General features: G+C 71.6%; 21 protein-coding genes and 3 tRNA genes. 3 read left to right on the top strand and 21 right to left on the bottom strand.

From position 1 onward, the window contains the following. Positions 1-100: 100 nt before the first annotated feature. The 11 genes from rpoB to ACZ6Y7_RS04175 form a co-directional block, all read right to left on the bottom strand. The gene (gene rpoB, locus ACZ6Y7_RS04225; RefSeq protein ID WP_465756292.1) at positions 101-3,577 is read right to left on the bottom strand and encodes a DNA-directed RNA polymerase subunit beta; all 3,477 of its coding nucleotides are present in this window, start codon (positions 3,575-3,577) and stop codon (positions 101-103) included. 696 nt (positions 3,578-4,273) lie between these two features. Continuing rightward, positions 4,274-4,660, bottom strand: coding sequence for a 50S ribosomal protein L7/L12 (gene rplL, locus ACZ6Y7_RS04220; RefSeq protein ID WP_402221096.1), 387 nt, complete (start codon positions 4,658-4,660; stop codon positions 4,274-4,276). Positions 4,661-4,772: 112 nt separating this feature from the next. Continuing rightward, positions 4,773-5,336: a 50S ribosomal protein L10 gene (gene rplJ / locus ACZ6Y7_RS04215; protein WP_465756291.1), complete on the bottom strand. Its 564-nt coding sequence runs from the start codon at positions 5,334-5,336 to the stop codon at positions 4,773-4,775. A 395-nt stretch (positions 5,337-5,731) separates the two neighbouring features. Further along, positions 5,732-6,610, bottom strand: a complete 879-nt coding sequence (locus tag ACZ6Y7_RS04210) for an SCO4651 family lipoprotein (RefSeq protein ID WP_465756290.1) — start codon at positions 6,608-6,610, stop codon at positions 5,732-5,734. Positions 6,611-6,719: 109 nt separating this feature from the next. Then, the gene (locus ACZ6Y7_RS04205; RefSeq protein ID WP_465756289.1) at positions 6,720-7,559 is read right to left on the bottom strand and encodes an SCO4651 family lipoprotein; all 840 of its coding nucleotides are present in this window, start codon (positions 7,557-7,559) and stop codon (positions 6,720-6,722) included. Between the two features lie 125 nt (positions 7,560-7,684). Continuing rightward, entirely contained in the window at positions 7,685-8,467 is a 783-nt protein-coding gene (locus ACZ6Y7_RS04200; protein WP_465756288.1) for a hypothetical protein, read from the bottom strand. Positions 8,468-8,650: 183 nt separating this feature from the next. Next, positions 8,651-9,373 carry a 50S ribosomal protein L1 gene (gene rplA / locus ACZ6Y7_RS04195; protein WP_030290441.1) on the bottom strand — a complete coding sequence of 241 codons (723 nt, stop codon included), beginning with the start codon at positions 9,371-9,373 and terminating at the stop codon, positions 8,651-8,653. 104 nt (positions 9,374-9,477) lie between these two features. Beyond that, entirely contained in the window at positions 9,478-9,912 is a 435-nt protein-coding gene (gene rplK, locus ACZ6Y7_RS04190) for a 50S ribosomal protein L11 (protein ID WP_224278191.1), read from the bottom strand. A 161-nt stretch (positions 9,913-10,073) separates the two neighbouring features. After that, the gene (nusG, locus tag ACZ6Y7_RS04185; RefSeq protein WP_465756287.1) at positions 10,074-10,952 is read right to left on the bottom strand and encodes a transcription termination/antitermination protein NusG; all 879 of its coding nucleotides are present in this window, start codon (positions 10,950-10,952) and stop codon (positions 10,074-10,076) included. 209 nt (positions 10,953-11,161) lie between these two features. After that, positions 11,162-11,419, bottom strand: coding sequence for a preprotein translocase subunit SecE (gene secE / locus ACZ6Y7_RS04180; protein ID WP_402221267.1), 258 nt, complete (start codon positions 11,417-11,419; stop codon positions 11,162-11,164). A gap of 248 nt (positions 11,420-11,667) precedes the next feature. Continuing rightward, positions 11,668-11,740: transfer RNA gene (locus tag ACZ6Y7_RS04175), tRNA-Trp, on the bottom strand. A gap of 284 nt (positions 11,741-12,024) precedes the next feature. On the opposite strand from ACZ6Y7_RS04175, the gene ACZ6Y7_RS04170 reads away from it, so the two are divergent. After that, positions 12,025-13,272, top strand: coding sequence for a pyridoxal phosphate-dependent aminotransferase (locus ACZ6Y7_RS04170; protein ID WP_465756286.1), 1,248 nt, complete (start codon positions 12,025-12,027; stop codon positions 13,270-13,272). Positions 13,273-13,391: 119 nt separating this feature from the next. Beyond that, positions 13,392-14,471: an adenosine deaminase gene (locus tag ACZ6Y7_RS04165; protein ID WP_465756285.1), complete on the top strand. Its 1,080-nt coding sequence runs from the start codon at positions 13,392-13,394 to the stop codon at positions 14,469-14,471. A 72-nt stretch (positions 14,472-14,543) separates the two neighbouring features. Here ACZ6Y7_RS04165 and ACZ6Y7_RS04160 read toward each other — a convergent pair whose 3' ends face one another. The 8 genes from ACZ6Y7_RS04160 to ACZ6Y7_RS04125 all read right to left on the bottom strand — a co-directional run bounded on the left by ACZ6Y7_RS04160 (position 14,544) and on the right by ACZ6Y7_RS04125 (position 19,351). Next, positions 14,544-15,587: a UDP-N-acetylmuramate dehydrogenase gene (locus ACZ6Y7_RS04160; protein ID WP_465756284.1), complete on the bottom strand. Its 1,044-nt coding sequence runs from the start codon at positions 15,585-15,587 to the stop codon at positions 14,544-14,546. Positions 15,588-15,655: 68 nt separating this feature from the next. Then, positions 15,656-17,098, bottom strand: a complete 1,443-nt coding sequence (locus tag ACZ6Y7_RS04155; protein WP_465756283.1) for an MFS transporter — start codon at positions 17,096-17,098, stop codon at positions 15,656-15,658. A 118-nt stretch (positions 17,099-17,216) separates the two neighbouring features. After that, positions 17,217-17,783: a TetR/AcrR family transcriptional regulator gene (locus ACZ6Y7_RS04150; RefSeq protein ID WP_465756282.1), complete on the bottom strand. Its 567-nt coding sequence runs from the start codon at positions 17,781-17,783 to the stop codon at positions 17,217-17,219. Between the two features lie 112 nt (positions 17,784-17,895). Then, positions 17,896-18,318, bottom strand: a complete 423-nt coding sequence (locus tag ACZ6Y7_RS04145) for a MaoC family dehydratase (RefSeq protein WP_465756281.1) — start codon at positions 18,316-18,318, stop codon at positions 17,896-17,898. A gap of 5 nt (positions 18,319-18,323) precedes the next feature. Beyond that, entirely contained in the window at positions 18,324-18,782 is a 459-nt protein-coding gene (locus ACZ6Y7_RS04140; RefSeq protein WP_465756280.1) for an FAS1-like dehydratase domain-containing protein, read from the bottom strand. 132 nt (positions 18,783-18,914) lie between these two features. Beyond that, complete coding sequence (rpmG, locus tag ACZ6Y7_RS04135) at positions 18,915-19,079, bottom strand: 50S ribosomal protein L33 (RefSeq protein WP_006604855.1); 165 nt, start codon at positions 19,077-19,079, stop codon at positions 18,915-18,917. An 83-nt stretch (positions 19,080-19,162) separates the two neighbouring features. Continuing rightward, positions 19,163-19,235, bottom strand: a tRNA-Met gene (locus tag ACZ6Y7_RS04130). Between the two features lie 43 nt (positions 19,236-19,278). Then, positions 19,279-19,351: transfer RNA gene (locus tag ACZ6Y7_RS04125), tRNA-Thr, on the bottom strand. A gap of 260 nt (positions 19,352-19,611) precedes the next feature. Between ACZ6Y7_RS04125 and ACZ6Y7_RS04120 the strand changes: the two genes are divergently transcribed. Beyond that, positions 19,612-20,880 (top strand): amidohydrolase family protein, encoded by a 1,269-nt coding sequence (locus ACZ6Y7_RS04120; RefSeq protein WP_465756279.1) that lies wholly within the window; start codon positions 19,612-19,614, stop codon positions 20,878-20,880. Between the two features lie 335 nt (positions 20,881-21,215). Here ACZ6Y7_RS04120 and ACZ6Y7_RS04115 read toward each other — a convergent pair whose 3' ends face one another. Further along, a complete protein-coding gene (locus tag ACZ6Y7_RS04115; protein ID WP_465756278.1) occupies positions 21,216-21,890 on the bottom strand; it encodes a response regulator in 675 nt (224 codons plus the stop codon). Next, complete coding sequence (locus ACZ6Y7_RS04110; RefSeq protein WP_465756277.1) at positions 21,883-24,423, bottom strand: ATP-binding protein; 2,541 nt, start codon at positions 24,421-24,423, stop codon at positions 21,883-21,885. The genes ACZ6Y7_RS04115 and ACZ6Y7_RS04110 overlap by 8 nt, the downstream gene beginning before the upstream one ends. Between the last annotated feature and the right edge of the window lie 143 nt (positions 24,424-24,566).

The raw sequence follows: 24,566 nt of genomic DNA, 5'->3' as shown, positions 1-24,566 counted from the left end.
TGGTCGTCAAGCCCTCTTTCGTAAGTCGAGAGTCGTTCATGTGGTCTGAGGGGGGCCTGGGGGCGGGCCGGCCGCGGTCGTGCGGCCGGCCCAACCTCCGTCAGACCTCTTCGACGCTGCTGGGCTCGCGCCGGGACAGGTCGATGCCGAGCTCCTCGGCGGCGCGGAACACGTCCTCGTCGGAGTCCCGCATCTCGATGGACTGGCCGTCCGAGGACAGCACCTCCACGTTGAGGCAGAGCGACTGCATTTCCTTGATGAGGACCTTGAAGGACTCGGGAATGCCGGGCTCGGGGATGTTCTCGCCCTTGACGATGGCCTCGTAGACCTTGACCCGGCCGAGGACGTCGTCGGACTTGATGGTGAGCAGTTCCTGCAGGGCGTAGGCCGCGCCGTACGCCTCCAGGGCCCACACCTCCATCTCACCGAAGCGCTGACCACCGAACTGCGCCTTACCACCGAGCGGCTGCTGGGTGATCATCGAGTACGGACCGGTCGAACGGGCGTGCAGCTTGTCGTCGACCAGGTGGTGCAGCTTGAGGATGTACATGTAGCCGACCGAGATCGGCATCGGGAACGGCTCGCCGGAGCGGCCGTCGAACAGCCGGGCCTTGCCGGTGGAGTTCACCAGGCGCTCACCGTCACGGGTGAGGGTGGTGTTGTCCAGCAGACCGGTGATCTCGTCCTCGCGGGCGCCGTCGAAGACCGGGGTGGCGAGGTTGGTGCCGCCCTCGACCCGGTCGGCGCCGATCGCCTGGAGGCGCTTGGCCCACTCGTCGGCGAGGCCGGAGACGTCCCAGCCCTGCTTGGCGAGCCACCCGAGGTGGATCTCCAGGACCTGTCCCGGGTTCATTCGGGACGGGACACCCAGCGGGTTGAGGATGATGTCGACCGGGGTGCCGTCCTCCAGGAACGGCATGTCCTCGACCGGCAGGATCTTGGAGATGACGCCCTTGTTGCCGTGACGGCCGGCGAGCTTGTCACCGTTGGTGATCTTGCGCTTCTGGGCCACGTAGACGCGGACCAGCTGGTTGACACCCGGGGGAAGCTCGTCGCCCTCCTCGCGGTCGAAGACGCGGACGCCGATGACCTTGCCGGACTCACCGTGCGGCACCTTCAGCGAGGTGTCGCGGACCTCGCGCGCCTTCTCACCGAAGATCGCGCGGAGCAGGCGCTCCTCCGGGGTCAGCTCGGTCTCACCCTTCGGGGTGACCTTGCCGACCAGGATGTCGCCGGTGACGACGTCGGCGCCGATGCGGATGATGCCGCGCTCGTCGAGGTCGGCGAGGACCTCCTCGGAGACGTTCGGGATGTCCCGGGTGATCTCCTCGGGGCCGAGCTTGGTGTCACGGGCGTCGACCTCGTGCTCCTCGATGTGGATCGAGGAGAGGACGTCGTCCTGCACGAGGCGCTGCGACAGGATGATCGCGTCCTCGTAGTTGTGGCCCTCCCACGACATGAACGCCACGAGCAGGTTCTTGCCGAGGGCCATCTCGCCCTCGTCGGTGCACGGGCCGTCGGCCAGGACCTGGCCGGCCTCGACCCGGGCGCCCTCGTCCACGAGCACCTTCTGGTTGAAGGAGGTGCCCTGGTTGGAGCGGGTGAACTTGGCGGCGCGGTACGTGGTGTACGTGCCGTCGTCGTTGGCCACGGTGACGTAGTCGGCCGAGACCTCCTGGACGACACCGGCCTTCTCGGCGGTGATGACGTCGGCGGCGTCGACGGCGCAGCGGTACTCCATGCCGGTACCGACCAGCGGAGCCTCGCTCTTCAGCAGCGGCACCGCCTGGCGCATCATGTTCGAGCCCATGAGCGCGCGGTTGGCGTCGTCGTGCTCGAGGAACGGGATCATGGCGGTCGCGACCGACACCATCTGGCGCGGCGAGACGTCCATGTAGTCGATCTCGGAGCCCGGGATGTAGTCGATCTCGCCACCACGGCGGCGGACCAGGACGCGCGGCTCGGCGAAGTGCAGGTCCGCGGTCAGCGGCGCGTTCGCCTGGGCGATGACGTAGCGGTCCTCCTCGTCGGCGGTCAGGTAGTCGACCTGCTCGGTGACCACACCGTCGACGACCTTGCGGTACGGCGTCTCGATGAAGCCGAACGCGTTGACCCGGCCGTACGAGGCCAGCGAGCCGATCAGACCGATGTTCGGGCCTTCGGGGGTCTCGATCGGACACATGCGGCCGTAGTGCGAGGGGTGCACGTCACGGACCTCGAAGCCGGCGCGCTCACGGGAGAGACCGCCGGGGCCGAGGGCGGACAGACGGCGCTTGTGGGTCAGGCCCGACAGCGGGTTCGTCTGGTCCATGAACTGCGACAGCTGGCTGGTGCCGAAGAACTCCTTGATGGAGGCGACGACCGGCCGGATGTTGATCAGGGTCTGCGGCGTGATCGCCTCGACGTCCTGGGTGGTCATGCGCTCGCGCACGACGCGCTCCATGCGGGCGAGACCCGTACGGACCTGGTTCTGGATGAGTTCGCCGACGTTGCGCAGGCGGCGGTTGCCGAAGTGGTCGATGTCGTCGACCTCGACCACGATGTCGCGGCCCTCGCCGTCACGCCACTCGGTCTCGCCCGCGTGCAGCTTCACCAGGTACTTGATCGCACCGATGATGTCGGGCTCGGTGAGCACGCCGGAGTCCAGCGACTCGGCGTTGCCCAGCTTGCGGTTGACCTTGTAGCGGCCGACCTTGGCCAGGTCGTAGCGCTTCGGGTTGAAGTACAGGTTCTCCAGCAGCGTCTGCGCGGCCTCGCGCGTCGGCGGCTCGCCCGGACGCAGCTTGCGGTAGATGTCCAGCAGCGCGTCGTCCTGGCCCTGGGTGTGGTCCTTCTCCAGGGTGTTGCGCATGGACTCGTACTCGCCGAACTCCTCGAGGATCATCTCGTTGGTCCAGCCGAGGGCCTTCAGCAGCACGGTGACGGACTGCTTGCGCTTGCGGTCGATGCGGACGCCGACCATGTCGCGCTTGTCGATCTCCATCTCCAGCCAGGCACCACGCGAGGGGATGACCTTGCAGGAGTAGATGTCCTTGTCGGACACCTTGTCCAGGGTGGAGTCGAAGTACACACCCGGGGAGCGGACCAGCTGCGACACGACGACACGCTCGGTGCCGTTGATCACGAACGTGCCCTTGTGGGTCATGAGCGGGAAGTCGCCCATGAAGACCGTCTGAGACTTGATCTCACCGGTCTCGTTGTTGGTGAACTCGGCCGTGACGAAGAGCGGGGCCGCGTACGTGAAGTCGCGGTCCTTGCACTCGTCAATGGAGTTCTTCGGCGGCTCGAAACGGTGGTCGCGGAAGGTCAGGGACATCGACCCGCTGAAGTCCTCGATCGGCGAGATCTCCTCGAAGATCTCCTCCAGACCGGACTTGGTGGGGACGTCCAGACCAGACTCCAGCGCCTCCTCGACCCGGGCCTTCCAGGCCGCGTTGCCGAGCAGCCAGTCAAAGCTCTCGGTCTGCAGGGCCAGGAGGTTCGGTACCTCGAGGGGCTCCTTGATCTTCGCGAAGGAGACGCGGAGCGGGGCGGTGGATGCGGCGGAATTGTTCGAGGCGTTGCGCGGCGCGGCCAAGAGGGGGGTCCTTCCGAGGGCTCGGAGCTCACTACGCGCGTACCAGCCGGGCCTGCTTGGGCTTGGTCCCGCCTCCCTCGCCATCGGCCTCTGCCGGAGTCGAAACCCCAGGTCAGAGCCGCTTTGCGGAGGCGGTGCCAGACCCCTTCAGGGCAACGCAAACTCCGGGCGACGAGTCACGGAGCAGCTAACAGGCAGCGCAAAGGGACAGTGTAGCCAAAGGCCACACTGCTGTCCAGCTCTGATTCGGAGACCGAATCGGAGACTCCTCCCGGTAGCCGGCGGACGCGGACGCCCACCGGGTACTGCTCTAACTCACGTGGAGTCATTTCCCGCCGGAGCCGCTGGTTATGCATCCAGCAGCGGACCAACCGGGCGGACTCGCGCCTTGAGAATCGCGCGCCGCGCCGGGTTCGTCAAGGGCCCGCCTGCGGGGCGGACCTCGCCCTGTTCATCGGTCCGGACGCCCCCGGCGTTACAGATCCCGTGGTGGGAGGCCACCCCGACCACGGTGATCACCATACCCCTCGCCACCGACAGTGCCGAGTGAGCGATCGGCCACACCGCTGGACGGCGCCGGGCGCCACCGCGGAACGGGGCGGGAAGCGGCCCGCGCCCGGGAACGCGAAAAGGCCGGGCCGACCACCCGCAAGGGTGATCGGCCCGGCCGTACGCCCCCTCGGAGGGGGCGTGAGATCACTTGACGGTGACCTTGGCGCCGGCGCCCTCGAGGGCAGCCTTGGCCTTCTCGGCAACGTCCTTGGCAACCTTCTCCAGGACCTTGGCACCAGCGGTGTCAACGAGGTCCTTGGCCTCCTTCAGGCCGAGGGAGGTCAGGGTGCGCACCTCCTTGATGACCTGGATCTTCTTGTCGCCGGCCGACTCGAGGATGACGTCGAACTCGTCCTGCTCCTCGACAGCGGCCTCGGCGCCACCGGCACCGCCGGCAACGGCGGCCACGGCGACCGGGGCGGCAGCGGTGACGTCGAACTTCTCCTCGAAGGCCTTCACGAAGGCAGCGAGCTCGATGAGGGTGAGCTCCTCGAACTGCGCGAGCAGCTCGTCCTGGGTCAGCTTCGCCATGATGGCGTCCTTCCACTAAATCGGCAGGTGGTGCCGTATGTACGGGTTGGGCGGGCACGGGCCCGCGGCGAGGGGTTAGCCTGCCGCCACGCCCCGGAGGGGCATGGTGCTACTACTCGGCGGCAGCGTCCTCGGCGGCGGGAGCCGGCGTACCGGCACCGCCCTGCTCGACCTTGTCGCGCAGCGCGTCCACAGTGCGGACGAGCTTCGACGGCAGGGCCTGGAAGAGCGCGGCAGCCTGGGACTGCTTGGCCTTCAGGGCACCCGCCAGCTTGGCGAGCAGCACCTCGCGGGACTCGAGGTCCGCGAGCTTCTTGATCTCGTCGGCGGACAGCGCCTTACCGTCAAGGACACCGCCCTTGATGACGAGAGCGGGGTTCTCCTTGGCGAAGTCACGCAGAGCCTTCGCCGACTCCACCGGGTCACCGGTGACGAAGGCGACAGCCGTCGGACCGTTGAAGAGGTCGTCCAGCTCGGTGATCCCGACCTCATTGGCCGCGATCTTGGTCAGCGTGTTCTTCACCACGGCGTACTCGGCGTTCTCGCCGAGCGAGCGACGCAGGTTCTTGACCTGCTTCACCGAGAGACCGCGGTACTCGGTCAGCAGCGCCGCGTTGGAGCCACGGAACTTGTCCGTGATCTCGGCGACGGCGGCAGCCTTGTCGGGCCTGGCCATAGGCTTACGCCTCCTTCCGTGATGTCGAAGTCAGGCCGACCACGAAAGTCGACCAATTCCGCCGCGGACCGGATGGAGGGAAGGAAAGCTCCTGCGCAAATGCAATGAGCCCCGGTGCGCAGGCGCACGGGGCTCGTGACGACCTCGACGGGCCCTCGCGTGAACGCGAACCCGGAAGTCGAAGCTCCAGACACACCTGCGCGGGCTGCCTGCGACGAATCGCAGATCCTTCGGCCACCGGCTCCCTCACGGGCGCCCGGCGACAACCAGCGGTCTTTGGCTTCGGACAGCGTAGCCGGAGGCGTTCGCAAGGTGCAAATCGCCCTCGGACGGAGCAACCCGGGCCGGGCCGGCGGGGCTCAGCGGGCCAGTGTGGCTCAGCGGGCCGGCGGGGCTCAACGGGCCAGTGGGGAGACCGTCCGCACGCCGGTGTCCGCGGTGTCCGTCTCGGCCGGCGCCTGGGCGGAGAGCAGGGCCCCGGCGAGGTCGGTGTAGAGCACCGAGTCGTCCGTCCGGCCGCCGTCCCCGTTGCCGGTGCGCTGCAGCCGGACCAGCTGGTCCTTGTCGTTGAGCCAGAGGTCCAGGGTGAGCGAGAGCGAGCCGCCGGGCGCGAGCGCGGCCCGCAGGCCGTCCCGGCGGGCCTGGCTCAGCTGGGTCTGGGCGGCCGCGTACCTCTCGGCGGTGGTGGTGACCCGGTAGTGCTCGACGGTCGAGTCCTCGTACTTCTCCTCGCCGACGAAGGCGGCGTCCACCCCGTCGGCGGTGGCGGCGGCGAGCGCCTCGACCGGGTTCAGTAGGTCGATCAGCCCGGCGTACGGCACCTCCTTGCGGCCCTCCCGGTCCGGCGGGACGGTGAACCGCTCCCAGTGCCGGCCGCCGTTGCGGGCCGCGGTGGCGGCGTCACCGCCCTGGTAGCCGACGGTGTCCACGACGATCAGCTGCTCGGCCTCGGCCGGGGTGGAGCGCTTGATCTGCAGCGCCGTCTTGGGCTGCCAGAACAGCGGGCCGGATCCGGCGTCCGCGCCGAGCCGGTAGCTGACCTTGGCCCGGCGCGCGGTCTGCATGGCCAGCTGGGCGGAGAGCAGCACGCCGTGCGGGGAACGGTCGGTCGGCTTGGCCGGCCCGGTCGGCGAGGCGCTGGTGGGCGGGGCGCTGGTCGGGGTCGGGCTGCCGGAGGTCGTGGCCGGGGCGTCCGCTCCCCCGCCGCAGCCGCTCAGCCCGCTCGCCAGCAGGGCGACGACGGCCACTGCCGCCAACCGCTGCCGTCCCGCCACGTCCGTTCCCTTCCTCGTGTGCTCCCCGGCCACCATGCCACCCGTCCGTGCCCGCCCGGTGGCGGCCCCCCGGTCGGGCCGCGCCGGGCGGGTCCGGCGGGTCGGGCGGTCAGCCGAGCAGCTTGAGCAGGTCGGCCTCGTTGCCCAGGTCGGTGGCGGCGGGGGCGGTGATCGCGGCCGCCTTGCCGAGGTCCGAGTACGTGACCGTGACGGCCTGCTTCTCGCCGTTCGTGTCGCCGTACTCCTGGTACTGGACGAGTTCCTGCTTGCCGTTCAGCCAGAAGTCGAAGGTGAGGGTCTTGCCGTCCTCCTCCAGCGTCTTCTGGACGGCCTTGCGCTGGGCCTCGGGGAGCGCCGACATCCCGGCCACCAGCGCCGAGGTGTCCTCGACCGCGCGCAGGTGGGTGGTCTGCACGCCGCCCTTGTCCTCCTGGCCGACCTTGGAGAGCTTGCCGCTCTGGGCCGCGACGGTGAGCACGACGACCGGGTTCAGCATCTGGCCGATCGCCCGGAAGCCGTCGCCGCTCTCGTTCCCGGCGGGCATCTTGACCCAGTGCTTGCCGCCCAGGGCCGGCGCCGCGTCGTCACCGCCGAGGTAGGCGTCCGGGCCGATCACCCGGATCTTGAGCTTCTTGCCCCCCATGTCGCCGACCAGGTCCACGGAGACCTTCGCCGGGTCCTTCCAGTCCGCGTCCCCGGTGCCGCCGCCCTTGGCGTCGTCCGGGGCGACCATGCCGACCTTGCCGTTGCCGGCCTTCTGCATCACCAGCGCGGCGGCGGCCAGGGCCGCCTTCGGGTCCCCGGTCAGCGCCGCCGCGATCGGGTCGCCGCCCTTGGCGTCGCCCCCCTTGGCGTCGTTGCCGCTCTTGGCCCCGCTGCTGCAGGCGGTGGCCGCACCGAGCAGGACGGCCGTCGTCACGACCACCGAGGCGAGCCGGACAGCGCGCATGGAGTACCCCCCGTGAGATCCGATGCGATCCGTGGAACAGCCGGCTCCCCGACTCCTCCCGGATCTTTCCAGGGCGGACTCTAACGGATCGCCGCGGTGGCCTCACGGCGGGTGCGGGCCCGCCGTCAGCCGTCCGCGGCGGGCGTCGCGGCCGCCGTTCCGACGGAGGGGACGTCCGTCGTGGTCACGGTGGTTCCGGCGCTCCCGCGGACCGTCTCACGCAGCCTCAGCAAGCGCTCGCCCGGCCCGACCCAGACGTCGAACGCGATCGCCGTCACCCCGCGCCCGCGGTACCAGTCGACCGTGGCGGCGCGCCGCTGCGGGGTCAGTTCCTGGTCCGCGCCGAAGAACCCGTCCACCGCTGCGGAGCCCTGGTAGTGCGCGGCGGTCGTGCCGTCCAGCTCCTCGCCGCCCAGCGACACCAGCGGGACGTTCTGGGCGACGGCGTAGGCGCGGCTGCCGGGGCTGGTGACCAGCGCGGTCGTCCAGCCGCCCGCGTAGCCGTCCGGCCCGGAGGCGGCCCGCGGGTCCAGCGACTCGGCGGTGGACCGGTCGGCGTGCTCGGTCGCGCCCCCCTGGTACGCGAGCTCGATCGCGCCGTCCTTCAGCGTCAGCCGCCCGGTGCCCGCCTCGTCGGTGACGGTCAGCGCGGCCTCGTCCGCGGCACCCCAGACCAGCGTGCCGCTCGCGGTGCGGCGGCCCTCCGGGCCCTCCCGGACCACCTCGATCCGGGAGCCGCCCGCGTCGTCCAGCGCCTGCGCGGCCTTGAGCACCACCTGCTTGGGCGGCACCGGGGCGGGGGTGCCGGGGGTGCGGGTGTCCGGGGCGGCCAGCAGGCTGCAGCCGGTGCCGGCGGCGAGCACCAGCAGGACCGCCGCCACGGCGGCGGAGCGGGAGGTGGGCAGCACGGTGCGCTCCGGCGGTCACGGGTTCTCCGGGTGGGCTGACCGCCCGAGCGTACGACCACTCGGTCATCCGTTCCCATCCGGGCCGGTTCCGATCCGGCAACGGGAACGGGAACGACGACGGGCCCGCACCCCCGGTGAAGGGGGTACGGGCCCGTCGGACGGACTGCTCTAGAGCACGGGGGCTCAGACCGCGGCCGGGTCCTCCTCGACGAGGAGGTTGCGGGTGCGGTTCGGGTCCACCTGGATGCCGGGGCCCATGGTGGTCGAGAACGCGGTCTTCTTGATGTAGCGGCCCTTGGCGGCGGACGGCTTGGCGCGGAGCACCTCGTCCAGCGCGGCGGCGTAGTTCTCGACCAGCTGCTCGTCGGTGAAGGAGGCCTTACCGATGATGAAGTGCAGGTTCGAGTGCTTGTCGACGCGGAACTCGATCTTGCCGCCCTTGATGTCGTTGACAGCCTTGGCGACGTCCGGGGTCACGGTGCCGGTCTTCGGGTTCGGCATCAGACCACGGGGACCGAGCACGCGGCCGAGGCGGCCGACCTTGCCCATGAGGTCCGGGGTGGCGACGACGGCGTCGAAGTCCAGCTTGCCCTTCGCGACCTCGTCGATCAGCTCGTCGGCACCGACGATGTCGGCACCCGCAGCACGCGCGGCCTCGGCACGCTCGCCGGTCGCGAAGACCAGGACCCGAGCGGTCTTACCGGTGCCGTGCGGGAGGATCACGGTGCTGCGGACCATCTGGTCGGCCTTGCGCGGGTCGACACCCAGACGCATGGCGACCTCGACGGTGCCGTCGAACTTGGTGGTGCTGGTCGCCTTGGCGAGGCGGACGGCCTCGAGGGGGGCGTAGAGGCGCTCGCGGTCGACCTTGGCGTCCGCGGCCTTCAGAGCCTTGCTGCGCTTCACTGCTGCTCCTGAATGGTGATTGGAGTTGTGGTAGTCAACGGGCCTGCGCAGGCCCTACCACGGGAACGGCTGAGCCGGTATGTCCCAGGTGGGACGGGGGCTGATCAGCCCTCGACCGTGATGCCCATCGACCGGGCGGTGCCGGCGATGATCTTCTCCGCCGCGTCCAGGTCGTTGGCGTTCAGGTCGGGCATCTTGGTGGTGGCGATCTCGCGGACCTGGGCGCTGGTGAGCTTCGCGACCTTGGTCTTGTGCGGCTCGCTGGAGCCCTTCTCGATACCGGCGGCCTTCAGGATGAGGCGCGCGGCCGGCGGCGTCTTCGTGATGAAGGTGAAGGAACGGTCCTCGTAGACCGTGATCTCCACCGGCACGATCATGCCGCGCTGCGACTCGGTCGCAGCGTTGTAGGCCTTGCAGAACTCCATGATGTTGACGCCGTGCTGACCCAGCGCGGGGCCGACCGGCGGCGCCGGGTTGGCCGCACCGGCGTTGATCTGGAGCTTGATAAGCCCCGTGACCTTCTTCTTCTTGGGAGGCATGTCTCTCCGGGTCCTTCCGAGAGGTGATTGCTGGTGCGTGCGGAACCGGGGCGACACCCGGCCGCCAGCACACACATCGGACCAGGCTAACGCGTTCGCGCCGCTGGACCAAAACGGATCCGGGGCGGGGCCTCAGCCCCGCCCCGGATCCGAAGACGGTGTCAGTTCTTCTGGATCTGGTCGAAGGAGAGCTCGACCGGGGTCTCCCGGCCGAAGATCTCGACCAGGCCCTTGACCTTCTTCGAGTCGGGGTTGATCTCGTTGATGGTCGCCTGCAGGGTCGCGAACGGGCCGTCGGTGACGGTGACCGAGTCGCCGACCTCGAAGTCCAGCACCTGGACCTCGACCGGGCGGACCGGCGAGGCCTTGCCGGCCTCCTTGGCGGCCTGGCGCTCGACGTCGGGGGCGAGCATCTTGACGACCTCGTCCAGGGTCAGCGGGTACGGGTCGTAGGCGTTGCCGACGAAGCCGGTGACACCCGGGGTGTTGCGCACGACGCCCCAGGACTCCGGGGTGAGGTCCATGCGGACCAGGACGTAGCCGGGGAGCTTGTTCTGGCGGATGGTCTTGCGGTCGCCGTTCTTGATCTGGACGACCTCCTCCTGCGGCACCTCGGCCTGGAAGATGTACTCCTCGACGTTCAGCGAGACGGCGCGCTGCTCCAGGTTCTGCTTCACCCGGTTCTCGTAGCCGGCGTAGGTGTGGATGACGTACCACTCGCCCGGCATGAAGCGCAGGTCCTCGCGGAACTTGGCGACCGGGTCGACCTCTTCGGCCTCCTCGGCGGCGGCCTCCTCGGCCTCGGTCTCCTCGGCGGCGGCCTCGACCTCGTCGCCCTCCACGTGCAGCGCGGACTCCTCGGCGGGCTCGCCGGCCTCGGCCTCGTCGTACGCCTCGACCTCGTCCTCGTCGCTGTCCGCGGCGTCGACGATCTGCTCGGCGGACTCGGTGTCGTCAGCCAGCTCGGCCGCGTCCAGCTCGGCGGCGACATCCGCCTCGCGGACGGTCTCGTCGGCGTCGTACAGGGGGGACTCAGACACGGTGGCTGCTTCTTTCCTGGAGATGGTGAAGGTGGCGCGCTCCGAAACCGGACCGGGCACGCTGCCGCTGACGCGGGCGCCTGGTGAGGTCTCGGAGACTTCAACAGTACCGAGTCCACGGTAACGGCGCGTACGTCCGCCACCGACAGCTCGACCCGGGCCGAAGGTCGGCCCGGGTCGGGAGGCTGTTTCGAAGGTGGTCGGCTGCGTCAGCCGAAGATCCAGAGGCTCAGCTTGGAGAAGCCGTAGTCCAGACCGGCCACGAAGGCCATCACGACCACGACGAACACGACCACGACGGTGGTGTAGTTGGTGAGCTCGCTCCGGGTGGGCCAGACGACCTTGCGCAGTTCGGCGATGATCTGGCGGTAGAACAGCCCCATGCGGGCGAACAGGCCCTTCTTGGCCCGCTTGCCCGACTTCTTGTCACCGGAGCGGTTGGCCCGCTTGCGGTCGCGGCGCGACAGCGCCTTCTCCTCGCCCTCGACAGGCGTGGTCTCGGCAGCGCCGTCGGCACCCTCGGGGTTGCCGCTCTCAGGCGTTGCGGTGGAGCCCGTGGTCTCCGTCACTCGTCCTCACCTGAATCCGGGTCCTGCCGAACTTCGCCGCGCACCCGGTGGGGCACGACCAGCCGGCGTAGCGGTGCTGATCGGTGCCATCTCCGCATCAAGCCCGCTCGCTCTGTGGAGCGAACGGGCTGGAACGGATCTAGCAGCAGGGCAAGAGGGACTCGAACCCCCAACCGCCGGTTTTGGAGACCGGTGCTCTACCAATTGAGCTATTGCCCTACGGTGCCTCGCGGCTCCGGTGTCGACCAACCTACCGCATCTCCCCCCGCTGTCTGCACAGGCGGTGAAAGCTCCGGTCTTTTCGGCGGGCCGTCGAGCAGCGAGTGTACGTGCTCGAGGGGTGTTTGGTCGAACCTCTTCTTCCGGGACGACCGGCCGCCCGGCGGATGTGCGGTCCGCGGGCGCGCCCACCGGCGGATCGCCGGGCGCCGGGATGCGGACGGGCCCGTACGGATACTGGAACCCCGATGCCCGGTCCGTCCCGGTTCTGCGACGATGCAGGCATGAGCGCTTCCACCCCGCAGCCCGACCAGTCCATCCGCCCCGCCGACCGCCGGGTGTCCGCCCGGATCGGCGCGATCGCCGAGTCCGCGACCCTCGCCGTGGACGCCAAGGCCAAGGCCCTCAAGGCCGCCGGCCGCCCGGTCATCGGCTTCGGCGCCGGCGAGCCCGACTTCCCGACGCCGGACTACATCGTCGAGGCGGCCGTCGAGGCCTGCCGCGACCCGAAGAACCACCGTTACACCCCGGCGGGTGGCCTGCCCGAGCTGAAGGCCGCGATCGCCGCCAAGACGCTGCGCGACTCCGGCTACGAGGTGGACGCCTCCCAGGTGCTGGTCACCAACGGCGGCAAGCAGGCGATCTACGAGGCCTTCGCGGCGATCCTGGACCCGGGCGACGAGGTCATCATCCCGGCCCCGTACTGGACCACCTACCCGGAGTCGGTCCAGCTGGCCGGCGGCGTCCCGGTGGAGGTCGTGTCCGACGAGACCACCGGCTACAAGGTCTCGGTCGAGCAGCTGGAGGCGGCCCGCACCGAGAACACCAAGGTGGTGCTGTTCGTCTCGCCGTCCAACCCGACCGGCGCGGTGTACACCGAGGCGGAGGCCGAGGCGATCGGCCGCTGGGCGCTGGAGCACGGCCTGTGGGTGCTCACCGACGAGATCTACGAGCACCTGGTGTACGGCGACGCCTCCTTCACCTCGCTGCCGGCCCTGCTGCCCGAGCTGGCCGACAAGTGCATCGTGGTCAACGGCGTCGCCAAGACCTACGCGATGACCGGCTGGCGGGTGGGCTGGGTGATCGGCCCCAAGGACGTCATCAAGGCCGCGACCAACCTGCAGTCGCACGCCACCTCGAACGTCTCCAACGTCGCCCAGCGCGCCGCCCTGGCCGCCGTCGCCGGCGACCTGGACGCCGTCGCCGAGATGCGCGAGGCCTTCGACCGCCGCCGCAAGACCATCGTGCGGATGCTCAACGAGATCGAGGGCGTCATCTGCCCCGAGCCCGAGGGCGCCTTCTACGCCTACCCGTCGGTGAAGGGCCTGCTGGGCAAGGAGATCCGCGGCAAGCGCCCGCAGACCTCCGGCGAGCTCGCCGCCCTGATCCTGGACGAGGCCGAGGTCGCGGTCGTCCCGGGCGAGGCCTTCGGCACCCCCGGCTACCTGCGGCTCTCCTACGCGCTCGGCGACGCCGACCTGGTCGAGGGCGTCAGCCGGATCCAGAAGCTGCTCGGCGAGGCCCGCGACTGACGTCACGCGACGTCAAGTCGACATACGGGATTCACCCGGCACGCCGCCCTCTTTCACCCCTTCGGGGGACGAAAAGAGGGCGGTTCCCGTTTGGGGGCCTCATACGGCAGTATCGGTGAATGGAACGCCTGTTGATCCCGCGAGACGTCCGGGGCCTCCCGAAGGCCCACCTGCACCTCCACTTCACCGGCTCGATGCGGCCCGCCACGCTGCTGGAGCTGGCCGACAAGCACGGCGTCCGGCTGCCGGAGGCGCTCAGCTCCGGCGAGCCCCCGAAGCTGCGGGCCACCGACGAGCGGGGCTGGTTCCGCTTCCAGCGCCTGTACGACACCGCCCGCTCGGTGCTGCGGGACGAGGAGGACATCCGCCGGCTGGTCCTGGAGACCGCGCAGGACGAGCGCCTCGACGGCTCCCGCTGGCTGGAGATCCAGGTCGACCCGACCTCGTACGCGCCCCGGCTCGGCGGGCTGATCCCCGCACTGGAGCTGATCCTGGACGCCGTGGAGCAGGCCGCCGGGGCGACCGGGGTGGGCATCCGGGTGCTGGTCGCCGCCAACCGGATGAAGTCCCCGATGGACGCCCGGACGCTGGCCCGGCTGGCCGTCCGCTACGCCGACCACGGGGTGGTCGGCTTCGGCCTGTCCAACGACGAACGCCGCGGCCTCGCCCGCGACTTCGACCGGGCCTTCGCGATCGCCCGCAGGGGCGGGCTGCTGGCCGCCCCGCACGGCGGCGAGCTGGCCGGCCCGGAGTCCGTCCGGGACTGCCTGGACGACCTGGACGCCGGGCGGATCGGCCACGGCGTGCGGGCCGCCGAGGACCCGCGGCTGATGGAACGGCTGGCGGCGCGACAGATCACCTGCGAGGTGTGCCCGTCCTCCAACGTCTCGCTCGGCGTCTACGAGAACCCCGAGGAGGTCCCGCTGCGCAAGCTCTTCGACGCCGGAGTGCCGCTGGCGCTCGGCGCGGACGACCCGCTGCTGTTCGGCAGCCGACTGGCCGCCCAGTACGACCTGGCCCGGGACGTCCTGGGCTTCAGCGACGCCGAACTCGCCGAGCTGGCACGGCAGTCGGTGCGCGGCTCGGTCGCGCCGGAGGCGGTCCGCAAGGAGCTGATGGCGGACATCGACGCCTGGCTGGCGGACGGGCACGCCCCCGCGGAGGCGCCCGTCGACGCCGCGGCGGGCACGAGCCCCTGAGCTGCTGGACCCCTGCGCTCCCGAGCTCCGAGCCGCGACGAGAACCGCGACCGAACCGCGGCCGGGACGCGGCTAGAGCGCGACGCCCACCATCACCGGCTCGTTCACCAGCTCCACCCCGAAGGCCTCGCGGACCCCGTCCCGGATCTCCCGGGCCAGGGCCAGCAGGTCCTCGGCGGTGGCCGAGCCGCGGTTGGTGAGCGCCAGGGTGTGCTTGGTGGAGAGGGTCGCCGGGCCGCTGCCGTAGCCCTTGCCGAAGCCGGCCTTGTCGATCAGCCAGGCCGCCGAGGTCTTGGTGCCGCCGTCCGGGGCCGGGTAGGCGGGGGCGTTCTCGGTGCCCGGGCGGGTGCGGAAGGACTCGTACTGCGCGGCGGTGAGCACCGGGTTGGTGAAGAAGGAGCCCGCCGACCAGGTGTCGTGGTCGGCCGGGTCGAGCACCATCCCCTTGCCGGCCCGCAGGCCCAGCACCGCCTCGTAGGCCTCGGCCAGCGGCACCCGCTCGTCCTGCCCGACGCCGAAGTGCTTGGCCACCTCGGCGTACTTGACCGGGCTGGAGAGCCCGCCGTGGTCCGCCAGCGCGAACCGGACCCGCAGCACCACGTAGCGGTCCGGCTCGGCCTTGAAGCGGCTGTGCCGGTAGGAGAACGCGCACTCGGCGTTCGCGAGGGTGACCACCTCGCCGGCCGCGCGGTCGTAGGCGACCACCTCGGTGATCGTCTGGGCGACCTCCTGGCCGTACGCGCCGACGTTCTGCACCGGGGTGGCACCGGCCGAACCGGGGATGCCGGCCAGGAACTCGATGCCGGCCAGGCCGTGCTCGCGCACCACCCGGGTGACCGCCTCCGACCACACCTCGCCGGCGGCCAGCTCCAGCACGGTGCCGTCCAGGGCGAAGCCGGCGGTGGCGATCCGCAGCACGGTGCCGGGGAAGCCTGCGTCGCCGATCACCAGGTTGGAGCCGCCGCCGAGGACCAGCAGCGGCTCGCCGGCCGCGTCGGCCTCACGGACGGCGGCGATCACCTCGTCGTCGGTGTGGGCGGTCACCAGGCGGCGGGCCGGGCCGCCGAGCCGGAGCGTGGTCAGCGGGGCGAGGGGGGCGTCGTTTTCTACCAGCACGCCCCCCAGCGTACGGGGGGAAGGACGGCCCCCCGGCCGCCCTTCCCCCGCACCCGCCGCGCACCGGCTCACACCTGGGCGGCTTCGGCCCGGTCCGCCGCCGGCCGCTCCGCCGCGGCCGCGGCCTTGCGCCGCCGCGGGATGAGCACCGCGGCGACCGCCCCGGCCGCGACGGCCAGCGCGCCGACGTACAGCGCGGGCACCAACCCGTCCGTGAAGGCCCCCGCCGACTGGTAGCCGCCCTGGGCCGAGAAGACCGCCGAGAGCGTGGCGACCCCGAGCGCCCCGCCGACCTCGCGCAGCGCGTTGTTGGCGCCGGACGCGATGCCCTGCTCCTGCGGCCGGACGCTCGCCATCACCAGCTGGGCGGTGGGGCCGAAGTAGAGCGACATGCCGATCCCGCAGATCACGATCGCGGGGATCTGGGCCGGGTAGTCGAACCCCGAGCCGCCGTCCACGACCAGGGCGAACAGCCCCAGGCCGAGGGCCTGCAGCGCCAGCCCCGCGGCCACGATCGGCCGGCCGCCGATCCGGTCGGAGACGATGCCCGCGATCGGCGAGACCAGCAGGGGCATCGCGGTCCACGGCAGCATCCGGACGCCGGCCTCCTGCGGGCTGTAGCCGCCGACGCCCTGGAGGTACTGGCTGATCAGGAAGATCGAGCCGAACATCCCGAGGTACATCAGCAGACTGGCGGCGTTCACGGCGGAGAAGGCGCGGCTGCGGAACAGCCGCATCGGCAGCACCGGGTGGGCGGCCACCCGCTGCTCGTACCGGACGAAGGCGGCCAGCAGGCCGACTCCGGCGATCAGGGCGCCGAGCACCAGCGGGCTGGTCCAGCCGTCCGGGTTGCCGCGGATCAGGCCGAGCACCACCCCGAACATCCCCAGGCTGACCAGGACCGTCCCGGGGACGTCCAGGGCCCGGTCGGCGCCCCGGCTCTCGCGCAGGCGCAGGAACGCCGCCGGCAGCAGGGCGAGGCCGACCGGGACGTTCACCCAGAAGATCCACTGCCAGGAGAAGTGCTCGGTCAGCGAGCCGCCGATCAGCGGCCCGGCGGCGACGGCCAGGCCGCTGACGCCCGACCAGATGCCGAAGGCGAGCCCGCGCCTGGCCTCGGGCACGGCGGCGGTCAGCAGGGTGAGGGTGAGCGGCATCATCACCGCGGCACCGACGCCCTGGACGGCGCGGGCGGCGATCAGCTCGCCGATCTCCGGGGAGAGGGCGGCCGCCGCGGAGCCGGCGGTGAAGACCGCCAGGCCGATCAGGAAGATCCTGCGGCGGCCGAAGCGGTCGCCGAGGGCCGCGCCGAACATCAGCAGTACGGCGAAGCTCAGGGTGTAGGCGCTGACCGTCCATTCGAGGTCGGACAGCCCTCCGCCGAGTTCCTCGCGGATCGACGGCAGTGCGGTGGTGACCACCAGGTTGTCCAGGGCGGCCATGAAACTGGCCGCGCTGACGATCACCAGGGTCCAGATCGCGGTCCTGCCGAAGGCCGGTTTCTCCGTCATGGCATTCCCCAGTTCCTCTCGGTCCTGCTCGTCCGGTGCATCGGACGGCTGAGGTAGTTATTGCTCAATAACTTTCTGGGGCCGAAAAGGGGCCGCGCGGCGCCACCGCGCGGCCCGACTACTCGGCCTTGTCGCACGTGTTCTCGAAGCCGCTCCAGATCCGGTGGTCCGGCGGATAGCCCAGGGCCACCAGGGTGTTGATCAGCATCCCGTGCGCGAAGAACTGCGTGGCGTCCTTCATGTCGCCGCCGATCCTCATCCTGACCCGGTCGAACAGGCCCTCCCACAGCCGCCGGGCACCCTCCCCGATCCCCTCCTCGCCGGCCGCCCTGGCCGCGAACACCGAGACGTACAGCTGCATCTGCATCATCAGCTGGTCGCGGTCCTCGACCAGCCCCAGGTACGCCTCGGACATCGCCCGGGCGGCCGCCTCGCCGGTCAGCCCGGCCGAGGCCTCGTCGAAGACCCGCCAGGTCTCCTCGACGCAGCGCTCGGCGGCGGCCTCGAAGATCGCCTGCTTGCCGGGGAACAGCCGGAACAGGTACGGCTGCGAGACGCCCACCCGGCGGGCGATCGCCTCGGTCGAGGTGCCCCGGTAGCCACCCCGGGCGAACTCGATCATCGCCGCGCGGACGACGCTCTCGCGCCGCTCCTCCGCACTCATCCGCATGCTCGACCTCGCCATGCTTCCAAGTTAGTGGTCAATCACTATCCAGGCAAGGCCCGCGACCGCGGCCGGGTTCCGCCTGGGCGGCCCCGGTCGCGGCGGGCCGGCGAACCGGCCGGGCAGCGGCGGCTCAGCCGAGCCGGACGACCGCCCGGGACATCCCGAGGACCTTCTGGCCGCCCGTGGTCGCCAGCAGGTCGACCTGCACCTTGTGGTCGTCCAGCTTCTTGGCGACCTTGGCGGAGACCTCGATCACCGCGCCGACCCCGTCGTTCGGCACCGGCACCGGGCGGGTGAACCGCACCCCGTACTCGACCACCGCGGCCGGGTCGCCGACCCAGTCGGTGACCACCCGGACGGCCTCGGCCATGGTGAACATGCCGTGCGCGATGACGTCCGGCAGGCCGACCTCCAGGGCGAACTTCTCGTTCCAGTGGATCGGGTTGAAGTCGCCCGAGGCGCCCGCGTAGCGCACCAGTGTGTCGCGGGTCACCGGGAAGGACTGCGCCGGCAGCTCGGTGCCGACCTCGACCTCGTCGTAGCTGATCGCCATCGCGCTCACTCCCCCGCCTCGTCGGCGGCCCGGGCCACCAGGGTCATGACCGACGTCACCACGTGCTCGCCGGTCGCGTCCGTCACCTCGCCGCGCACGGTGAGCACGTCGTTACCCGCCAGCGACTTGATGTTGTCGATGGTCACCTCGACCGAGAGCCGGTCGCCGGCCCGCACCGGGCGGGTGTAGGCGAACTTCTGGTCACCGTGCACGACCCGGCTGAAGTCCAGCCCCAGCTCCGGGTCCTCGACGACCTGGCCGGCCGCGCGGTAGGTGATCACGAACGGGAAGGTCGGCGGGGCGATCACGTCCGGGTGGCCCAGCGCCTTCGCCGCCTCCGCGTCGGTGTACGCCGGGTTGGCGTCGCCGATCGCGATCGCGAACTCGCGGATCTTCTCCCGGCCGACCTCGTACGGCTCGGTGGGCGGGTAACTGCGCCCGATGAAGGAGGGGTCGAGTGCCATGGCAGCTCCTCGGAACACGGATGGATACGAAGCGGACGGATATGAAAAAGACTCCGGGCCACACCCCTCGTGAGGGATGCGGCCCGGAGTCGAAGACCTGATTTCACACAGGCCCGATGCCCTGCGAGGGGGTCAGCGGGTCTCGCGGTGCGCGGTGTGCGAGTTGCAGCGGGGGCAGTGCTTCTTCATCTCAAGACGGTCCGGGTCGTTACGCCGGTTCTTCTTGGTGATGTAGTTCCGCTCCTTGCACTCCACGCAGGCCAGCGTGATCTTCGGGCGGACGTCGGTGGCAGCCACGGGAGTGCCTTCCTTGGACAACGAATAAGAACACAACAAGAGTAGCCGACCGGGAGTGCGATCTCCCGACCGACTACGCGGGGTAGCGGTGACCGGACTTGAACCGGTGACACAGCGATTATGAGCCGCTTGCTCTACCAACTGAGCTACACCGCCACAGTGATCCGCGGCACAGCCGGAGCTGACCGTTTCTCACCAGAGCCCCCATGCGGAATCGAACCGCAGACCTTCTCCTTACCATGGAGACGCTCTACCGACTGAGCTATAGGGGCGAACGAGGAAGAGATTACACGTTTCGCGCCCGGAGGTGAAATCCGTATCCCGCGGCGAAGACCGCAGGTGGGCGAGGTGCACGGACGAGCGATCCAAGGCAGGGCGTTCGATCGGCCCGCGAGCCGTGCGGCCCGACCCGATACGACTATTGCCCGCCTCCCGGCACCCCGCCCCCGCGCGCCATAGGCTCGACGCTCATTGACCGGGTTGATCGGGATCGACTGGCCGACCGCACGGGCGGCGCGAGAGGGGGCCGGCGATGGACAGCCCAGCCGCCGACGGGCCGCACCACGGCCCCGGCCCGGCGGCCAACCCGCTCGGGCACGGCCCGGTTCTGCTGCTCACCGGTGCCCGACTGGCCGACGGGCGGGTGGTGGACGTCCGGATCAGCGGCGACCGGATCCAGGCCGTCGGCACCGTCGGCAGCCTCGGCCCGCTGCCCGCCCTGCCCGGCGCACCGACCGTCACCACCGGCGCCAGGATCGACCTCAAGGGCTACCTGCTGCTCCCGGCCCCCGCCGAGGCCCACGCCCACTACGACACCGCCTTCTCCGCCGCCCTGCCCGCCCCGCCGCCGGACACCCAGAGCGACCTCACCCGCCGGGTCACCGAAGCCGCGCTCACCTCGCTCGGCTACGGCGCCACCGCCCAGCGCACCCACGTCCGGATCGGCGACGTGCACGGGCTGCGCCGGCTGGAGGCGGTGCTCACCGCCCGGCAGGCGCTGCGCGGGCTGGCCGAGCTGCAGGCGGTGGCGATGCCCCGGCTGCTCACCGGCCGGGCCGGCGCGGACGGCCGGGCGCAACTGCGCGAGGCGCTCAAGCTGGGCGCCACGGCGGCGGGCGGCTGCCCGGAGCTGGACCCGGACCCGGCGGGGTACGTCCAGCTGCTGCTGGAGGCCGCCCGGGAGGCGGACTGCCCGGTGGACCTGCACACCACCGCCGCCGACGCACCCCAACTCGCCCGGCTGGCAGGCGCCTTGGCGCCACTGCGGCCGCGTGTGACGCTCGGGCCGTGCGGCGCGCTGGCCCGGGGCGCGTCGACGGTGCTGGCGACCAGCGGGGTGCGGGTGGTCTGCCTGCCGCAGAACGGCGGCTGCGCCGGCCTGGAGGGCCGGGCGGAGGGCCTGCGACCGGGCCTGCTCAGGGAGTTGGCGGCGGCCCGGGTGCCGCTGGCGGCGGGCAGCGGGGCGCTGCGCGACCCGTCCAATCCGGTCGGCCGGGCCGATCCGCTGGAGTCCGCGTACCTGCTGGCGGCGGGCGGCGAGTTGGACCCGGAGGCGGCGTACGACGCGGTCGCCAACCAGGCCCGGGCCGCGCTCGGGCTGCCGCCGGTCCGGGTGGACGCCGGGTTCCCGGCGGAGCTGCTGGCGGTGCGCGGCGACAGCCTGGCCGGCGCGCTCGCGGGCGGGCACAGCCGGCTGGTGGTGCACAGCGGCCGGGTGGTCAGCCGGACCAGCGCGGTACGGGAGTTCGCGGACACCGTGGCGCTGGCGCTGCCCCGGCAGTCCGGGAGCGCGGAGGACTGAGCCATACCGCCCGGCCGCACGGACGACGGGGCGCGGGGACGACGGGGCGCGGGGACGACGGGCGCGGGGACGACGGGGCGCACCGGCGAAGGCGCGCAGGCGGAACGAGACGGACAAAGGGGGCGCGCGGCACAGGGCCGCGCGCCCCTCCCCCACCTGCCGGCCGCCGTTCGACGGCGGCGTGAGCGGCCCCTGACCTCCCCCACACGGAGCAGGGCCCGCTCGGTTCGCTACCGACGCTACGCCCACGGAACACCGCGCCCCGCCGACCTTGACGCCCTCCTGTCGCCTCCGGCCCGGCTCTTGACGGCCCGTTGACGCACCGCCGCCCGGGGCTACGGCACGTAGCGGTACCCGATCCCCGGCTCGGTGATCAGGTGCCGCGGCCGGGCCGGGTCGCGCTCCAGCTTGCGGCGCAGCCCGGCGAGGTAGACCCGCAGGTAGTTGCCGCGGCCCTCCTGGGCCGGTCCCCACACCTCGCGCAGGATCTGCCGTCCGGGCACCAGCCGGCCGGGGTTGGCGAGCAGCAGGGTGAGGATCCGCCACTCGGTCGGGGTGAGCCGTACGGCGCCGGCGGGCCCGCTCACCACGGTGGCGGCGAGGTCCACGGTGTGGTCGCCGATCACCGGCCGGGCCGGCGGGACACCGCCCAGCGGTCGGCGCAGCACCGCGCGCAGCCGGGCCAGCAGTTCGTCCATCAGGAACGGTTTGGTGAGGTAGTCGTCGGCGCCCGCGTCCAGGGCGCCGACCTTGTCGGCGGCGTCGCTCCGGCCGGAGAGCACGATGATCGGCATCGCGCTGTGGGTGCGCAGACCGCGCAGCACGTCCATGCCGTCGAGGTCCGGCAGGCCGAGGTCGAGCAGGACGGCGTCCGGCAGCGCGTGCGCGGCGCGGTCGAGCGCCTCTCCGCCGCTGGCGGCGGTGCGGACGGCGTAGTGCCGGGCGCTGAGGTTGATCCGCAGGGTGCGCAGTAGGGCCGGTTCGTCGTCGACGATCAGGATTTCACTCATGCGCCGGAGGCTCCTCCCGGGTCGCGGCGGGCAGGGTGAGCAGCATCGTGGTGCCGCCGCCGGGGGTGTCCTCGACCTCCAGGCTGCCGCCCATGGCCTCGGCGAGGCCGCGGGAGAGCGCGAGGCCGAGGCCGACGCCGGTGGTGTTGTCGGTGTCGCCGAGGCGCTGGAAGGGCAGGAAGACCCGGTCGCGGTCCTCGGGGGCGATGCCCGGTCCGCGGTCGACCACCCGGATCTCGACCTGCTCGGCGTGGTGGCTGGCGGTGACCAGGACGGGTGCGCCGGGGGCGTTGTGGCGCAGCGCGTTGGTGATGACGTTGGCGAGCACGCGTTCCAGCAGCGGGGGGTCGGCGAGCACCGCCGGGGCGGTGTCCAGGTCGAGCGGCTGGACCGGTGCGTACGGGTCGGGGAGGCTGTCGAGCGCCCGGGGCAGGATCTCGTCCAGGTGGGTCTCGGTGAGGTGCAGGGTGAGGACGCCGGCCTGGAGGCGGCTCATGTCGAGCAGGTTGTCGACCAGTCGGGTGAGCTTGACCAGGGATTCGTCGGCGGTGGCGAGGAGTTCGGCCTGGTCCTCGGGCGAGAACTCGACGTCGGGGCTGCGCAGCGAGCCGACCGAGGCGCGGGCGGCGGCGAGCGGGGTGCGCAGGTCGTGGCTGACGGCGGCGAGCAGGGCGGTGCGCATCCGGTCGGCGGCCTTGATCGGCTCGACCTCGGCGGCGACCACGGCCAGCCGGTCGCGTTCCAGGGCGGCGGCGACGTGGGCGGCGAAGGCGGTGAGCACGCGCTGGTCGGCGGCGGGCAGCCGGCGGCCGGTGAGCACCAGGACGGCGTCCGGGCCGACCGGCACCTCGGTGGTCTCCTGCGGGCCGTCGTCCTGGTGCTCGCCCTCGCTGTGCGCGAGCACCTCGCCGTCGGTGCGGGAGAGCAGCGCGACGGCCCCCATGCCGAAGGCCGTCCGGGATTTCTCCAGCAGGGCGGGCAGCGCGTCGGCGCCGCGCAGCACGCTGCCGGCCAGGGTGGAGAGGGTCTCCGCCTCGGCGGTGGCGCGGGCGGCCCGGGTGGTGAGCCGGCCGGCGTGGTCGACCACGGTGGAGACGGCCAACGCGATGGCGGCGAAGACCACCAGGGCGACGATGTTGTTGGTCTCGCCGATGGTCAGGCTGTGGATCGGCGGGATGAAGTAGTAGTTCAGCAGCACCGAGGCGACCAGCGCGGCCACCAGGGCGGACATCGCGCCGCCGAGCAGGGCGACGATGACCACGCCGAGCTGGAAGATCAGCGCGTCGGTGGTGAGGTTGATCCGGTGGTGCGCCTGGGAGAGCGCGGCGGTGAGCAGCCAGGGCAGGGCGAGGCCGGCCGCGTAGCCGAGGACGGTGCGGCGCCGGGAGTGGCGGCGGCCGAGCGCGGGCAGCCGGCCGCGGCCGGTGAACTCGTGGGTGACCATGTGGACGTCGATGTCCTCGGAGGCGTCCACGGTGGTCTGCCCGGTGCCGGGGCCGGTCAGGAAGCGGTTGATCCGGCCGCGGCGGCTGGTGCCGAGCACCAGCTGGGTGGCGTCGTGGGCGCGGGCGAAGGCGAGCAGCGCGGTGGGGACGTCGTCGCCGACGACCACGTGGTAGCTGCCGCCGAGGGTCTCGACCAGCTGCCGTTGCTGGGCGAGCGCGCCGGAGGAGGCGCCGGCCAGGCCGTCGCTGCGGGAGACGTGCACGGCCAGCAGCTCGCCGCCGGCCGTGCGGTCGGCGATCCGGGCGGCGCGGCGGATCAGGGTCTCGCCCTCGGGGCCGCCGGTGAGGGCGACCACGACGCGTTCCCGGGTCTCCCAGACCCGGTCGATCTTGTGGCTGGCCCGGTAGTCGCGCAGCCCCTCGTCGACCCGCCCGGCGACCCACAGCAGGGCGAGCTCGCGCAGGGCGGTGAGGTTGCCCACCCGGAAGTAGTTGGAGAGCGCGGCGTCCACCTTCTCCGCCTTGTAGACGTTTCCGTGGGCCATCCGCCGGCGCAGTGCCTGCGGGGCCATGTCGACGAGTTCGATCTGGTCGGCCCGGCGGACCACCTCGTCCGGGACGGTCTCGCGCTGGGGGATGCCGGTGATCTTCCGGACGACGTCGTTCAGCGATTCCAGGTGCTGGACGTTGACGGTGGTGATGACGTCGATCCCGGCGGCGAGCAGTTCCTCGACGTCCTGCCAGCGCTTGGCGTTCCGGCCGCCGGGGATGTTGGTGTGCGCCAGTTCGTCGACCAGGACGACGGACGGGCGGCGGGCGAGCACCGCGTCGAGGTCCATCTCCTCGAACTCAACGTCCCGGTAGGAGCGGCGGGCCCGCGGCAGGACCTCCAGGCCGGCCAGCATGTCCTCGGTGTGGCGCCGGCCGTGGCACTCGATGTACCCGACCACGACGTCGGCGCCGCGTTCCCGTCTGCGCCGGGCCTCGTCCAGCATCCGGTAGGTCTTGCCGACGCCCGGCGCGGAGCCGAGGTACACCCTCAGCCGGCCGCGGCGGTGCACGGTGCCGGGGGTGAGGTCGCGGGCCATGGGCACTGTTCTTTCCATCGGGAGTGGTGCGCCCCCGGGAGGCGGCGCGCGCGGACACGGGTCGGGGCCGGGCCCGGGGGGGGGGGGGGGGGGGGGGGGGGGGGGGGTGTGGCTTGGTTTCTTTCTCTTCCCCCTGCCCTAGA

This window comes from Kitasatospora sp. NPDC053308, from assembly GCF_055585785.1.
Note: the sequence above shows the minus strand (reverse complement) of the source record. Positions and strands in the feature narration are given on the sequence as shown.